The organism is Pedobacter sp. UBA5917 (assembly GCF_002432345.1).
Classification (GTDB): Bacteria; Bacteroidota; Bacteroidia; order Sphingobacteriales; family Sphingobacteriaceae; genus Pedobacter.
This window is the reverse complement of the sequence record NZ_DJDT01000121.1, coordinates 1-15672: the sequence shown is the minus strand read 5'-3', so window position 1 is coordinate 15672 and position 15672 is coordinate 1. Positions and strand designations below refer to the sequence as shown.

At 39.7% G+C, this 15672-nt stretch carries 15 protein-coding genes; 10 read left to right on the top strand and 5 right to left on the bottom strand.

Annotated features, from left to right (window positions below):
* Nucleotides 1-18: 18 nt before the first annotated feature.
* Nucleotides 19-717: a RadC family protein gene (gene radC / locus B2V92_RS07155; protein WP_293306253.1), complete on the bottom strand. Its 699-nt coding sequence runs from the start codon at nt 715-717 to the stop codon at nt 19-21.
* 70 nt (nt 718-787) lie between these two features.
* Nucleotides 788-1042, bottom strand: a complete 255-nt coding sequence (gene rpsT, locus B2V92_RS07150) for a 30S ribosomal protein S20 (protein WP_056871313.1) — start codon at nt 1040-1042, stop codon at nt 788-790.
* 243 nt (nt 1043-1285) lie between these two features.
* On the opposite strand from rpsT, the gene B2V92_RS07145 reads away from it, so the two are divergent.
* The gene (locus B2V92_RS07145; RefSeq protein ID WP_293306249.1) at nt 1286-1864 is read left to right on the top strand and encodes a phosphoribosylglycinamide formyltransferase; all 579 of its coding nucleotides are present in this window, start codon (nt 1286-1288) and stop codon (nt 1862-1864) included.
* 16 nt (nt 1865-1880) lie between these two features.
* Here B2V92_RS07145 and B2V92_RS07140 read toward each other — a convergent pair whose 3' ends face one another.
* Both B2V92_RS07140 and B2V92_RS07135 read right to left on the bottom strand, forming a co-directional pair.
* Nucleotides 1881-2108 (bottom strand): hypothetical protein, encoded by a 228-nt coding sequence (locus B2V92_RS07140; RefSeq protein ID WP_293306247.1) that lies wholly within the window; start codon nt 2106-2108, stop codon nt 1881-1883.
* Nucleotides 2109-2474: 366 nt separating this feature from the next.
* Entirely contained in the window at nt 2475-3872 is a 1398-nt protein-coding gene (locus B2V92_RS07135; RefSeq protein ID WP_293306245.1) for an MFS transporter, read from the bottom strand.
* 76 nt (nt 3873-3948) lie between these two features.
* On the opposite strand from B2V92_RS07135, the gene B2V92_RS07130 reads away from it, so the two are divergent.
* From B2V92_RS07130 to rodA, 7 genes are all read left to right on the top strand, one after another.
* The gene (locus B2V92_RS07130; protein WP_293306243.1) at nt 3949-4317 is read left to right on the top strand and encodes a winged helix-turn-helix transcriptional regulator; all 369 of its coding nucleotides are present in this window, start codon (nt 3949-3951) and stop codon (nt 4315-4317) included.
* A gap of 192 nt (nt 4318-4509) precedes the next feature.
* Entirely contained in the window at nt 4510-6036 is a 1527-nt protein-coding gene (gene purH / locus B2V92_RS07125) for a bifunctional phosphoribosylaminoimidazolecarboxamide formyltransferase/IMP cyclohydrolase (RefSeq protein WP_293306241.1), read from the top strand.
* A gap of 298 nt (nt 6037-6334) precedes the next feature.
* Nucleotides 6335-7357 carry a rod shape-determining protein gene (locus B2V92_RS07120; protein WP_010601761.1) on the top strand — a complete coding sequence of 341 codons (1023 nt, stop codon included), beginning with the start codon at nt 6335-6337 and terminating at the stop codon, nt 7355-7357.
* Nucleotides 7358-7436: 79 nt separating this feature from the next.
* Nucleotides 7437-8276 carry a rod shape-determining protein MreC gene (gene mreC / locus B2V92_RS07115; protein ID WP_293306218.1) on the top strand — a complete coding sequence of 280 codons (840 nt, stop codon included), beginning with the start codon at nt 7437-7439 and terminating at the stop codon, nt 8274-8276.
* Nucleotides 8269-8784 carry a rod shape-determining protein MreD gene (locus B2V92_RS07110; protein ID WP_293306216.1) on the top strand — a complete coding sequence of 172 codons (516 nt, stop codon included), beginning with the start codon at nt 8269-8271 and terminating at the stop codon, nt 8782-8784. Before mreC ends, B2V92_RS07110 begins: the two co-directional genes overlap by 8 nt.
* Nucleotides 8784-10793 (top strand): penicillin-binding protein 2, encoded by a 2010-nt coding sequence (mrdA, locus tag B2V92_RS07105; protein ID WP_293306214.1) that lies wholly within the window; start codon nt 8784-8786, stop codon nt 10791-10793. The genes B2V92_RS07110 and mrdA overlap by 1 nt, the downstream gene beginning before the upstream one ends.
* 2 nt (nt 10794-10795) lie before the next feature.
* Nucleotides 10796-12058 (top strand): rod shape-determining protein RodA, encoded by a 1263-nt coding sequence (gene rodA, locus B2V92_RS07100; RefSeq protein WP_293306212.1) that lies wholly within the window; start codon nt 10796-10798, stop codon nt 12056-12058.
* 514 nt (nt 12059-12572) lie between these two features.
* Here rodA and B2V92_RS07095 read toward each other — a convergent pair.
* The gene (locus B2V92_RS07095; RefSeq protein WP_293306210.1) at nt 12573-13778 is read right to left on the bottom strand and encodes a hypothetical protein; all 1206 of its coding nucleotides are present in this window, start codon (nt 13776-13778) and stop codon (nt 12573-12575) included.
* Between the two features lie 123 nt (nt 13779-13901).
* Between B2V92_RS07095 and B2V92_RS07090 the strand changes: the two genes are divergently transcribed.
* Nucleotides 13902-14483 carry a thymidine kinase gene (locus B2V92_RS07090; protein ID WP_039478251.1) on the top strand — a complete coding sequence of 194 codons (582 nt, stop codon included), beginning with the start codon at nt 13902-13904 and terminating at the stop codon, nt 14481-14483.
* 239 nt (nt 14484-14722) lie between these two features.
* On the top strand, nt 14723-15517 hold the full coding sequence (locus B2V92_RS07085; protein WP_293306205.1) for an SDR family oxidoreductase: 795 nt from the start codon (nt 14723-14725) through the stop codon (nt 15515-15517).
* Nucleotides 15518-15672 lie beyond the last annotated feature (155 nt).

Here is a 15672-nt window from a genome sequence, read left to right as displayed (position 1 = left end):
TTAACAATCAAATATCATTTAAATTAAATCCTCATCCCGGTAACTGTAGTAACGGTTATTGGCAAAAATGACATGGTCTACCACCTGGAGTGTAAGCAGATTACCTGAAATCACCATATCCCGGGTAAGTTTATCATCACTTTCGCTGGGTTTTAAACTTCCTGAGGGGTGGTTATGGGCAAGTACAATGCTGGCCGCATTGTTTTCTAAAGCGGTTTTAAAAATGATTTTCGGATCGGCCACTGTTCCGGCCTGCCCTCCTTTACTGATCAGGAATTTGCCGATAACACGGTTTGACCTATTGAGCAGTAAAATCCAGAATTCTTCATGATTGAGGTTGGCAAAGGTATGGTGCATATACCTGTAAACATCGCCCGAAGTGGTAACATGGGTAACCTCATCTTCGGGAACCTCCTTACGCCGCAGGCCAAGCTCCAGAGCGGCCATAATGGTTAGCGCTTTAGCTTCGCCTATCCCCTTAAACCTGGAGAGATCCTGTATAGATGCTTTTCCCAACCGGGTTAAATTGTGATCATAAAAGGCAAGGATTCTTTTGCTTAGATCTACAACGGTTTCGGTCTTACTTCCCGATCCTATTAAAATAGCAATCAGTTCGGCATCGGTTAAATGCCTTCTGCCATGCAATAAAAGCTTTTCGCGCGGACGATCTTCTTCAGCCCATAATTTTATACCGAGTTTATTTTCGTATTGCTTCATTTTTTAGACAAAAAAAAGGCGTCCCAACTTTTGGTTGGGACGCCTTTACTAATATCGTAAAAAAATTGGCTTATTTTAAACCGTTAACGAATTTCGTTAATTTTGATTTATTGTTTGCCGCTTTGTTTTTGTGGATAACATTCTTTTTAGCTAAACGATCTAACATAGAGATTACTTTAGGCAATAAATCAGATGCAGTTTTTTTATCTTCTGCAGCACGTAATCTTTTGATGAAAGTACGTGTAGTTTTTGCCTGATATCTGTTACGTAAACGTTTTGTTGCGTTTGCTCTAATTCTTTTTAATGAAGATTTATGATTTGCCATTTCTATTTAGCCTTTTATTTTTCTTATTCGTTTCCTTTAATTCGGGTTGCAAATATAGGATTAATGTTTTTAATTTACAAAACACTTTCAACTTTTTTTTTCATTAATTTTCCAGCCCGTTTCCGAACTGCAAAAATACATTAAAATTATTCATTAATAATACTTTAACTTAATTGAATAAAATTTCTTTTCGATTAAGAAAACAGCCCTAAAAACACTATTTTTGGACAAAACGATTTTTGAGTGAAAAAACGAATAGCCATCTTCGCATCAGGTTCTGGTTCTAATGCCCAAAAACTGATGGAGCATTTTAAAAGGAGTAACGAAATTGAAATTTCTTTGGTGTTAACCAATAACCCCGAAGCTTATGTGCTGCAAAGGGCCGACAACTTCGAAATCCCCACCCATATTTTCGATAAAAACGAGTTCTACAAAACCGATGAGGTAGTAGATCTGCTCAAAAACCTCGATATTGACTTTATTGTACTTGCGGGATTCCTTTGGTTAATCCCTAAAAGTCTCATACACGCTTATCCGGGCAGGATTGTGAACATCCACCCTGCTATCCTTCCTAAATTTGGGGGCAAGGGCATGTACGGCGATCACGTGCACAATGCAGTAATGGCCGCGGGCGAAGCCGAAGGTGGCATCACCATACATTATGTAAACGAAAATTATGACGAAGGCGAATACATTTATCAGGCCCGTTACCGGATCGATAAAAACGACAACCTGGAGATGGTAAAATTTAAAGGTCAGCAGTTAGAGCACCAGCATTATCCGCGGATAGTGGAAACTATTGTTAAAAAAATAAAAAAATAATATTAGCGCAGTACGCTTATTCGACCTTAAAAATTTCGGGATCATTTTTAGCACACCACAATTTTAGGGTATCGCCAACCTGTATAGTAGAATTGTTATTGATTACTTCTTGCGTCCAGACTTTATTATTTAAAGTATAATTGAATATAGCATAAGGTGTTTGGCTATTTCTATTTCGCTGTATATATAATTTCGTCACAATCCCATCTGCAGGTACACCATACTTGGCCAATTGTTTTTCCATAAAAGATTCATGCATCTTAAAAACAAAAATCGCAAGGGGACCTCCAATACATAATACAAAAAGAAACGATTTAAATTTATACCATCTTTTACTGTCATCCAACCATAAATCACTCAAGTAAAGTAGGGCTAATCCCGCAGCAATGCTTAGCCAAATTACCCAGTTAAACCCGAAATAGCGGTGAGAATGGTAAACCCCGATGTAACAACATATAAAAAGGAATATGATGGTGATATAAGTCCACTTTTTTCTACGATTTGATTGATACATTGACTATGTTAATTTATAAAGTAGCCAAAATAATAAAAATCATTGTTTTCCTTCATCACTAATATATACATTTCTATTAAGAAAGGTCCAACTGCATCAGTTTCGCTTCGTTTTCGATTTGAGCAATAATAACACACTTACTATAACCAGAAACCCGATATTAAGCAAAGTTGCCCATTGATAGGCTACAGAAAACTGTTCGGCTAAAACCGGATGATGGAGTTTGCTAAAGAAAATACCCCCCACCAGGGCGACACCAAGCGCTACAGAAACCTGCTGCAGGGTTAAATATATACCCGATGAGGCACCCATTTTATCTTCAGGGATATTTTTTAACGATATTGTCATCAAGGAAGGTAAAATAGTACCACAACCTATCCCGTACACAAACAATACTATACCTATATATAATTGTGACGTATGATCTGAATTAAATATTACTAAATGAATAAGGAGTGCTGCGATCATAATCACAGATCCGGTTAGCGAAATAGCCTTTCCGTAACGGGCTACCAATGGCGTAAAAAACACGGATGCCATTACATAACCCACTCCCTGACAAACAAAAAACATCCCGGTAAGTGCAGAACTAATACCCATACCATTTTGTAAATTAACAGTATTGATCAGAAAATAAGAATCCTGAACGAGGTAATAAAACAGGGAGATTAAAAGCCCCATCCTGAAATCGGTATTTTTAAAGAAACCAGGATTAATCAAGGGAAGCTTCCCTGACCTGACATTTATTTTTTGATAATAGATAAAAACCAGCAATAATACGCCCGATAGCAGTAACAAAGTGATGCTCCAAATCGGCCAGCCCAGCTCCCTGCCCTGTATCAACGGATAAATAAAGGCTGTTAGTGTTAACATCAGCAGTAAACTGCCGATAAAATCAAATTTCCTGGTAGTTTTTACAGGCAATTCTTTCAGGTATTTAAAGCCCAATATAACAGCAATTATCCCAATGGGTACATTGATCAAAAAAATCAAACGCCAACTTTCGGAAATAATTTCCAGACCGGGGATCAATCCGCCCAAAAACTGGCCAATAACCGAAGCTGTACCGGCAATGCTACCGTATATCCCCAGCATCTTAATCCGTTCTTTCTGATCGGGAAATAAACCGGGAATGAAAGCCATGCCCTGCGGCACCATAAATGCAGCACTTATTCCCTGGATAAAACGTGCAACATTTAACTGGGTGGCCGATTGTGCCAAACCACAGGATAAAGAAGCGATGGCAAAGATCAGCATCCCCGTTAGAAACACCTTTTTCTTCCCAAAATATTCGCCGGCCCTGCCACCTGTAATCAAAAAAGAGGCATAACCTATAATATACATCACAATTACGAGCTGCATATCGGCATCGGTACCTTTTATTCCGGTTTTTATGGAAGGGAGCGCCACATTTACGATAAACAGATCCAGAACGGATAAAAATATCGCCGAACACACAATCAGGAACGGGAACCACTTTCTATATTTTTCCATGCTTTTCTTATATTTAAGATCCAAAGGAAGAAAAGACTTTAAGGGCAATCAAGTAGTCATATAAACAGTACCAGGTATGCAAAACAGTACTAATAATGAGCATAAAGGAGTTACAAATGAAGATTTATTTTTAAATGACGCTCCGTTGACGGGCGTATTCAAGGTAATTGGCGGTAAATGGAAAATCATGCTCATTAAGGCCATCGCAGCTAAATGCCCCAAAAGATTTGGGGAACTTAAACGCGAAACGAATTTTCTGAGTCAGGGTACATTAACTACGCAATTGAAAGAAATGGAGCGTGACGGACTGATCATCCGCGAGGCGTTTGCCGAATCGCCCCCGCGTGTTGAATACAAACTCACCGATATGGGAAAAACCCTTCTTCCGGTTATTGGCGTTTTAGAAGACTGGTATGCTAATTTCCAAAACAATTCACAACTTTAACTTTCAGATAAACCGATGAAATACAAAGCAGTAACCTAAATTTTACGATCTCCATCAAACCTTGAAAACTGTGCTGGAAGAGAAAAAATAACCAGCTGAAAAAAAACTGCAAATAATTTCATTTTTATTGATTTCGGCACCTAAATAAATGCCTCTGTTTTACTACCTTTGCGGCTCAAAATTTTCAGTAGAATGAGTCAATCAATCAAAATCAAAAACGCTTTAATCTCAGTATATTATAAAGATGGTTTGGAGCCATTGGTAAAATTGTTAGCCGCACAGGGTGTTCAGTTATTTTCTACCGGTGGAACAGAACAATTTATCAAAGATCTAAACCTACCGGTTACGGCAGTTGAAGATTTAACTGGTTATCCTTCTATTTTGGGCGGACGTGTTAAAACCCTTCACCCGAAAGTATTTGGCGGTATTTTAAACCGCAGGGCATTGGCAGGAGATCAGGAGCAGATTGCGGAATATGAGATCCCGGAGATTGACCTGGTTATTGTTGATTTATACCCTTTTGAAGAAACTGTAAAAGCAGGCGGAACACCAGAAGAAATCATCGAAAAAATCGATATCGGTGGTATTTCATTAATCCGTGCCGCTGCGAAAAACTTTAACGATGTGGTTATTATCGCATCTAAAAATGATTATCCTACTTTACAGGCACAATTAGAGGCGCAAAATGGCGAAACTACTTTGGCACAACGTAAATCGTTCGCTAAAACCGCTTTCCATACTTCTTCACACTACGATACTGCAATTTTCAACTATTTTAATACCGAAGAACCACTCGATGTTTTTAAACAGAGTGTAACCGAAGCCAAAACTTTGCGTTATGGCGAAAACCCTCACCAGGGCGGTGTATTTTATGGCGATTTGGATGCCATGTTTACCAAACTTAACGGTAAAGAGCTTTCTTATAACAACCTGGTTGATGTGGATGCAGCCGTTGCTTTGATCGACGAATTCGAAGATCCAACTTTTGCGATCTTAAAACATACAAATGCCTGCGGTATCGCTTCGCGCCCAACAGTAAAACAAGCATGGATTGATGCTTTAGCATGCGATCCGGTTTCGGCTTTCGGTGGTGTACTGATTACCAATGTAGAAGTTGACCTAGAAACAGCTGAGGAGATCAATAATCTGTTTTTCGAAGTATTAATTGCACCTTCTTACCAACCAGAAGCGGTAGAATTGTTCAGCAAAAAGAAAAACCGTGTAATTTTACAGCGCAACGAGGTAGAATTAAGCAAAAAACAATTTAAAACCTTATTAAACGGTGTAATCGAGCAGGATAAAGATTTAATTATCGAAGGTCCGGAGCAGATGACAACCGTTACCGATAAAGCGCCAACCGCACAGGAACTGAAAGATTTATTTTTCGCCAACAAAATTGTAAAACACACCAAATCAAACACCATTGTACTGGTTAAGGATGATGTGCTGATTGCAAGTGGTGTTGGACAAACCTCGCGTGTTGATGCATTGAGACAGGCCATTGAAAAAGCTGCCTCATTCGGTTTCAGCGTTAAAGGTGCTGCGATGGCTTCTGATGCTTTCTTCCCATTCCCTGATTGCGTGGAGATTGCTGCCGATGCCGGAATTACTGCAGTATTACAACCTGGGGGATCGATCAAAGATGCCGATTCTGTTGCAAAAGCTAACGAAAAAGGCATTGCCATGGTAACTACAGGGGTAAGACATTTTAAACACTAGTTTGCAAAACTAAAGACTAGCTTAAAGTCCAAAAACTAAAGCTTAAAGCAAAAAGACCAAAGCTTTTATATAGCTTAAAGACTAAAGACCAAAGCTTAAAGCGAAGTCCATTGTAAAGCTTAAGCCTGTAAACTTTGGTCTTTCATCTTTGGTCTTTAAGCTTTTTATTTTCGGAGAAAATTAATTGCCTTAAAAACAATTCAATAACTGAAGAAAATAAAACTTAAAACAATAAAAAAGCTATTTTTACATTAGGAATAGTATAGATTTGACAAAATAAAGAAAACATACCTTATACATGGGATTATTTAACTGGTTTACGCAAGAAGTTGCCATTGATTTAGGCACAGCGAATACCCTGATTATACATAACGACAAAGTAGTGGTGGATGAACCATCAATCGTTGCTTTCGATCGTACAACAAACAAAGTAATTGCAATCGGCCGTCAGGCGATGCAGATGGAGGGTAAAACCCACGATAACATTAAAACTGTACGCCCGTTGAAAGATGGGGTAATTGCCGATTTCAACGCTGCCGAAGCCATGATTAAAGGGATGATCCGTATGCTTAACGGCGGTAAAGGATGGATGTTCCCATCGTTGCGTATGGTAATCTGTATCCCTTCTGGTATTACGGAGGTAGAAAAACGTGCCGTACGCGACTCTGCAGAGATCGCCGGAGCAAAAGAAGTTTACCTTATCCACGAGCCAATGGCAGCTGCTGTAGGTATCGGTATTGATGTAGAAGAACCAATGGGTAACATGATCATCGATATAGGTGGTGGTACTACCGAAATTGCTGTTATCGCGTTATCTGGTATTGTTTGCGATCAATCGATCCGTGTGGCCGGAGATAATTTCGACTCGGATATTGTAAACTACATCCGCCGTCAGCACAATATTATGATCGGCGACCGTACTGCAGAGAAAATCAAGATCGAAGTTGGTGCAGCTTTACCTGAGTTACAGGATGCCCCTGCCGATTTTGCTGTTCAGGGCCGTGATTTAATGACAGGTGTGCCAAAACAGATCACCGTTTCTTATACCGAAATTGCACACTGTCTGGATAAATCTATCTCTAAAATTGAAGAAGCGATTTTAAAAGCTTTAGAGATTACACCTCCAGAACTTTCGGCCGATATTTACCAAACAGGTATCTATTTAACCGGTGGTGGTGCTTTGTTAAGAGGTTTGGATAAACGTGTGGCAGCCAAAACTAAATTGCCTGTTCACGTGGCCGAAGATCCTCTTCGTGCGGTAGTACGCGGAACCGGCATCGCCCTTAAAAACATTGGCGGATATAAATTCTTAATGCAATAAAACACGGAAAATGGATGATGTATAATGGATGATGTAATATTCCATTATACATTTCCCATCTTCCATTTTCCCTAAAAATATGCGTAACCTTTGGATTTTCATCAGCAGATACAACGCATTTTTCCTATTTATCATCTTTTTTACGGTTGGGATCTACCTAACGGTGAAGAACAACTCCTATCAGCGCAGCGTAACCTTAAACTCTACCAATGAAGTTGTAGGTACCGCTTACGAAAGGTTAAATGTTTTTAAGCGTTATTTAAACCTTGGGATGGTTAACGATAGCCTTGCTGCAGAAAATGCCAAACTTAAAAGCCGGCTGCTCGGTTTAACCACTGTTGATACCGCTAAAGATGTTAAGGTTGTTGATACGGTCACCAATCAGGATTACACCTATCTTGCTGCAAAAGTGGTAAAAAATTCGATTACCCTGCGCAATAACATCATGACGATCAATAAAGGCAGTATTGACGGGATTAAAAGCGGAATGGCCGTTATTGCACCGCAAAAAGGTGTTGTTGGTTTTATCCGCGATGTTTCAGAACATCTGGCAACGATCCAATCTTTACTGCATAAGGATACGAAGATCAGCGTAACCCTAAAAAAGAATAACGCTTTAGGATCCCTGGTTTGGGGCGACGGTAATTTCGACATTAAAAAAGCATTTATCAAAGAGGTACCCAACCACATTAAAATGTATGTGGGCGATACCATTGTTACCTCAGGTTATGGCTCATTTCCATCGGGCATTTTAGTAGGCAGGATCAGCAGGCCAAATGTGGCCACCAACGATAATTTCTTATCAGGAGAAGTTAATTTATTTACCGATTTTAGCACATTGCAATATGTATATGTGGTTAAATATAAAAAGGCTGAAGAGCAAAAAGCTTTAGAAAGCGCAGTTAAACCGAATGAATAGTAGAATCATAATTGTAAATGTGATCAGGTGGTTTTTGCTACTTTTTGTGCAGATATTTCTGCTCAAAAACATGGGCTTTTACGATCTTTCTACGCCCTTTATCTACGTCTTGTTTTTATTACTGCTTCCATTCGGCATTCCCAACATTGTATTATACCTGTTGGCCTTTGCAACAGGCTTAACCCTTGATGCCTTTTACGATACCATGGGCGTACACGCTACAGCCTGTGTTGTGCTGGCTTTTGTAAGGATATCATTTATATCAATCAGTTTAAACCGCGACGCAATTGACGACCCCGAACCATCCTTAAGTTATATGGGTTTCCAATGGTTTTCACTTTATGCTTTTCTCTGCGTTATTTCACACCATCTGGTGCTGTTCTTTTTAGAAACATTCAGGTTAACCGAAGTGGGTTATACCTTAATGAGATGCGGCCTAAGTTGTATCTTTACACTGCTTATTATTTTATTGGTAGAGTTTATATTCTATAGAAGAACACCACGTTAATGGATCAGTTATTTAACCGGAAATATATCGTTCAGGGATTATTTATTGTAATCGCCCTCATTTTACTGGGAAAATTATTCTACATCCAGATTATTAGCGACAAAGCCTTCAGCTCTGCCGAAAGTAATGTACTCCGTAAAATTTATAAATATCCGGCGCGTGGAGCTATTCTAGACCGGAATATGAAGGTTATCGTACAGAACGAACCCGTTTACGATTTAATGGTTACCCCTAACGAAGTTAAACCTTTCGATACCCTGGCACTGGCTAATGCTTTAGAGATTACATTTGATGATGTACGCAAAAAACTGAAAAAGGCAAGGGCACAATCCAATTATCAGGCAACTTTTTTCGAACGTCAGATTTCGGTACAGAGTTATGCCCGTTTACAGGAAATTATGTACCGTTTTCCGGGTTTCAGAACGCAGGACAGAACCATCAGGCATTATCCGGATAGCATTGCCGGTCAGCTTTTCGGTTATGTTAAAGAAGTAAGTCCAAATGATATAGAAAATTCCGAAGGTTACTATAAACCTGGAGATTTTATCGGTAAAAGTGGCCTGGAGCGTTCATATGAAGATTTTTTACGCGGAGAAAAGGGCGAAACGAGGATATTGTACGATGCCAAAAACATTGCACAGGGGAGTTACGCCAACGGAAAATATGATGTTAATGCAGTAGCAGGAGACCGTTTGATTTCTTCTCTCGATATCAGGATTCAGCGATTAGGCGAAGAATTAATGAAAAACAAAGTAGGTGCAATTGTTGCTATTGAGCCATCAACAGGAGAAATACTAGCATTTGTAAGCAGTCCGGGATACGACCCTAACCAATTGGTAGGTAAAGATTGGGGTAAAAACTACATGAGTTTGATTGCAAATCCTTACCGTCCGCAGATTGTAAGGCCAATTGCCGGCCAATATTCACCCGGATCATCGTTTAAACCCGTTGATGCTTTGGTGGCCCTTCAGGATGGTGCAATTGATCCAAATACCACTTTTTTCTGTCCGGGTTATTACATGGCCGGAAACCATAAAGTAAAATGCGAGCACGTAGATGGTACCATTAATATGCAGCGCGGCATTGCCCGTTCATGCAATACCTATTTCTGTCATGTTTTTCAGAGCATTATCACCAAAAACGGCATGAAAAACCAGCGCCAAACCTACGCAAACTGGCATGCACAGATTGCTAAATGGGGCTTTGGCGAAAAACTGGGTATTGATATGCCTTTCGAAAAAAAGGGGATATTTTATCAGGCCGAGCACTATGATAAAATTTATGGCAAACGCTGGGGTTACACCACTGTAATTTCGCAGGCCATTGGGCAGGGCGAGATTACCTCTACCCCATTGCAAATGGCCAATGTAATGGCTGCAATTGCCAACCGCGGCTATTATTTAAAACCACACTTGATTAAAGGTATCGGCGATAAAAACGTGGTAAAGAAAGAATATGTGGTTAAAAACTATGTAGGTGTTGACGAAAAATACTTCCCCATTGTAATTGATGGAATGCGCGATGCTGTTAACAGCCCATGGGGAACAGCCAAAGAATCGCAGATACCGAATATTGTAATGTGCGGTAAAACCGGTACAGTACAAAATCCGCATGGTAAAAACCACTCGGTATTTATCGGTTTCGCCCCAATGGACAACCCAAAAATTGCCATTGCAGTAATTGTAGAAAATGGTGGTTTCGGTGGTTCCTATGCTGCTCCGATATCGAGTTTTATGGTAGAAAAATATTTAACCGATACCATTAAACCACGTTCGAACGGTTATACGGTTAAAGCTTTCTCCGAAACCAATCTTTTACCGGCATTGATCGATAAAACAAAAAAACTTAAATTAACCAAAGTGGATAGTTTAAATCTTAAAAAAGCTGATTCGCTTAAAAGGATTAAAGACAGTTTAAAAATTAAGCCGGCCATATTAAAGCAAACCGTTGCCACAAAGCCCAAAGTAAGCCAACCAATTGTAAACCAAAAACCTGTAACCAATAAATAACGATGCAACAACAGGGAAACCGTTTCTTTTTTAATGTAGATTGGATAACCGTTTTAATCTACATTGCTTTATGCGCAGTTGGTTTTATCAATGTATATGCTTCTATCTACAATCCCGATAAGGCTACGGGTTTCGATTTTGCAAGCAGCTATGGCAAACAACTTATTTATGTAATTACCGGATTAATATTAGGTTTATCGATCCTGTTATTTGATGGAAGGTTATTTAATGTATTCGCACCATTTATTTACGGAGCTACCCTTTTTCTGCTTGTTGTGGTACTTTTTGTTGGTAGAAATGTAGGCGGAAACCAGGCTTGGATACCCATTGGGTCATTTAGGCTACAACCTTCGGAATTTGCTAAATTTGGCACAGCGTTACTTTTGGCAAGGTATGTAAGTACCTTCAATCCAAAATTCAGGGATATTAAATCAATTGTAATCGCCGGACTGATCGTATTGGCGCCACTTTTATTGATCATGCTACAACCTGATACAGGTTCTGCACTTGTTTTCCTTGCCTTTATGTTCCCATTGTACCGCGAGGGTTTATCAGGTTATTTCCTATTGATTTTCCTGGGCATGATCGTACTCTTTGTTGCCGATTTCCTCGTTCCAACTTATGTACTGATTTTGATCCTTACTTCCATTGGCGGACTTTTTATCTACAACAACAGAAGGAAACAAAAGATCATTTTCTCTACAGTATTGGTAACCGTTATTGCGATTGCATATTTATTTGTGGTTAAAATTGCTTACGAAAAGGTTTTGGCACCACATCAGCGTAGCCGTATCGAACTGATGTTAGGCCTTAAAGCTGATAATAAAGGTGCTGGTTATAACGTAATCCAATCGCAGATTGCAATTGGTTCGGGGCAGGCAACCGGCAGAGGCTTTTTACAGGGTACCCAAACCAAATATGGTTATGTACCGGCGCAAAGTACCGATTTTATATTTTCTACCATCGGTGAAGAATGGGGTTTTGTGGGCTGTTCAGTTGTAATTGGACTGTATATATTTTTATTACTGAGATTGATCAATCTGGCAGAAAGACAACGGTCTACCTTTTCGAGGGTTTATGGCTATAGTGTTGCCTGTATCCTCTTTTTCCACGTATTCATCAACATCGGGATGACGATTGGGATTATTCCGGTAATCGGGATTCCCCTGCCATTCATTAGTTATGGAGGATCGTCGCTTTGGAGTTTTACGATATTGCTGTTTATCTTTTTAAAGCTGGATTCTAACCGGATGGGGTTTATTTAGTAGTCCTGAGTCGGGAGTCTTTAGTCTGTAGTCGATATTGCGCGTAAAATCCATGAAATACGTCATCCTGAATTTATTTCAAGATCTAAAAATTGCCTTAAACTTTTGTTAATGGCATTACAAATGCCCATCTCATGCATCCTCGTTACAAACGAGGACGATGCATGATGATAGATACTGAAACAAGTTCAGTATGACGAAACGAGGTGTAACCTACTCTAGCGCAAGTCTTAGCGTTGCTGGCCAAAAGCAAAGGCCTGACTTGTGATTTTATTAAGTAAAGCTCAGAAAGCACAAGTCACCCAGCCTCACAATACCTACCTCTAAGACTTGCGCTAGGGGGGCATCCTGAATTTATTTCAGGATCTAAAAATTGCCTTGAACTTTTGTTAATGGCATTACAAATGCCCATCTCATACATCCTCGTTACAAACGAGGACGATGCATGATAGATACTGAAACAAGTTCAGTATGACGAAACGAGGTGTAACGCTCGTCGCCAAACGCTCCCCGCTTACTTACTGAATCTTCTGTTTAACAGTTCGTAAAACTGATCAACTGTAGCCTGCTTACCGGCCCAGTTATTTTTTACGGCATAGTTATTCTGTAAATAGCTATCAGCCGCTTCGAAACTGTTCATTCGATTAACAATATCAATTACTTCCGAATATGCCAGATTATAGCCGTTAAAAAGATCTTTGATGAAAAGCAGCTTTTCATTTAAACTGATGGCTTGTTTTAAATCTGCTATCGGAGCTTTTACAGGTTCTTCACCTTTACCATTGGTACGGGCCAACAAATCATTTAAACTTGGTGAAGGTTTACTTGCCACAGGTTGTGGTGCTGGTTTTACCGGAACAGCTTCGGGCGTAAATAACGGGCGCTCGCGCTCTACAGGCGGTGAAATAACCGGTTCATCCATTTTTACATCCTTAAGTGCTTCTATTGGTTGACCTGGAACAGCAATTGGCTCCTCTTTTTTAATTTCAGCAACCGGCTCTTCCCGTACAGCTACTAAAGGTTCTTCTTTTACAAATTCATGTACTTTTTCTTCTTCCTGTGGAATTAAAAATGGTTCCGGACCAATTTCGTCATCTTCAGCTGGTACAATATCATTTTGTTTGGCCAGCGCTTCTTTTTCGTGTATTTTCTTTTTCTGTGCTAAAATTTCCGCTTCCTCCTTACTCAAAGGACGATCGAAAATTTCTTCTACAGATTTAGCCTCATAGTCGAACTGGGCATTCTCATCATGTGTACCTAAAACAAATTCGAAAGTATGGTCATCCTGATCGGGCTTAAAGAAATCCTGATTCAAAAGCGCTTCTGCTTTTTCTTCTTCAATCATTTCATCATCCAGCACTTCCTGTAACGGTTTTACATCAACACGTTCTTCCTCCTCTTCGGCAATTGCTACCTCTTCCAATTCCTGCGGTTCAAAGCTTTCCTCTTCTTCTGCATAATTTTTTTCAGCCTCAGGGAGAATAATGGTATTCTGCTCTGCCAGCAAGGTATGATTGCCAGGTTCAGGAACCTTATCAGCTATGGTATTTAACTTTTTAACGATATTAACGTGGTCGGAAAGGAAATGGGCGTTGGCCAGAAAAAGTTCCAGCTCCAAATCATTCAATTGGTTGGGGTTTTGAGCAAGAAATTGATACTGCTCGTTTAATTCTGTTAAAATATTGCCGATCTTCCTGAAAATATCCTGTTGGTTCATCATAAAGTTAAAACGAATTTTTAGCCGATTTATGTTGGTAACTATGTGTCCAAAAATAACACATAATTCTCATATTTGTTCGGTTTAAAAATTATAGAACGAACATACGGGAATAAAAAAACAGGCATGTTATTTAGTGAACAAAATTTTAGGAGAAGGGGCGAATTTTCGGGAAGTATAGAAGTGGTATGCGGCTCTATGTTTTCGGGTAAAACAGAAGAACTGATCCGCAGGTTGAAGAGGGCCCAGATTGCTAAATTGAATGTCGAGATTTTTAAACCCCGTACCGATACCCGTTACCACGAAACCGCAGTGGTTTCGCACGATCTAAATTCGATTAACTCCACCCCTGTAGATAGTGCTTCGGCTATTTTATTACTGGGCACCAATACACAGGTGGTTGGGATTGATGAAGCGCAGTTTTTTGATGATGAACTGCCCGATGTTTGCAATAAACTTGCTTTAAGGGGCATAAGGGTAATTGTAGCAGGTTTAGACATGGATTTTACCGGTAGGCCTTTTGGTCCGATGCCTGCTTTAATGGCCATTGCCGAACACGTAACCAAGGTAAATGCGGTTTGCGTTTGTTGTGGCAATCCGGCTTTATATAGCTACCGCACGGCCGCCGATGAAGCAACGGTTTTATTGGGCGAAAAGGAAAGCTACGAGCCGAGGTGTAGGGCTTGTTATAATTTGGGGAAAGGTTGATTGGTTCATTCGTTCATTTGTCATTCATTAGTTCATTAGTTCATTTGTCACTCGTTCATTGGTAACAGCAAACTGCCGGCTGTAAATTGCCAACTGAAAACTGGTTAACTGTTCAAATCGGTTAATTGTTTACCAGCGCCAAACTTCGGTTGGTTTATTGCATATCTTTATTGAAGATTAGAAATTGAACATTGGTTATTCAACGCTTTGCACCAAACGCTCACCGCTAAACACATATCATGAAAAAGCAAAACATCTCCATATTAGGTTGCGGTTGGTTCGGGTTGGCTTTGGCCAAAAGGCTGATTAGCTTAAATTATACCGTTAAAGGTTCTACTACAAGCGAAGAAAAATTACCCACGCTTCAGGCTGAAAGCATACAACCTTATCTGGTCAATTTTACTGCCGAGGAAATTATAGCTGATGGAACATTTTTCGATGCTGATACTTTATTTATCTGTATTCCTCCGAAACGTAATTCGACTGAATTTCATGATTATCCACAAAAGATAAAATCGATTTTAGAAGCGGCCAAAAATAAATCGAAACATGTGGTATTAATCAGTTCGACCAGTGTGTATAGCGATGAAAATAAAACGGTTAACGAAAACAGCGAAACTAATCCTGATACCGATTCGGGAAAGGTTGTTTTAGCTGCAGAATTGCTTTTTAAAGGGATATCTCCAAACAATTATACAATCATCCGCTTTGCTGGTTTGATTGGTCCTGATCGTAACCCAGGAAGATTTTTCGCCGGAAAAAGTAATGTACCCAATGGCCTGGCACCCGTAAATCTGATTCATCAAACCGATGCGGTAGGCATTGCGGTTAAGATTTTAGAACAACAGGCTTTCGGTAGAATTTACAATGCCTGCTTGCCAAAACATCCGGCAAAAATGGATTTTTATACCAACGCAGCTAAAGCTACAGGACTCGAATTGCCTCAATTTATTGCAGAAAAAAAGGATTGGAAAATTGTAGAGAGTTTGAATGTACCCCAGTTTTTGGGTTATGAGTTTGAAGTGGAGATTTAAAGTAACTACATTTTAAGGTTTTGGTTCGTGGAGACACGAACCTAGGCCTTGGTTTAAAATGATTAGCAAAGTTTTTGGTTCGTGAAGACACGAACCAGGGCTGTGGAGTGACAGTTTAACAAAACGCTCGTCATCTCGAGCGGAGTGCAACGCAG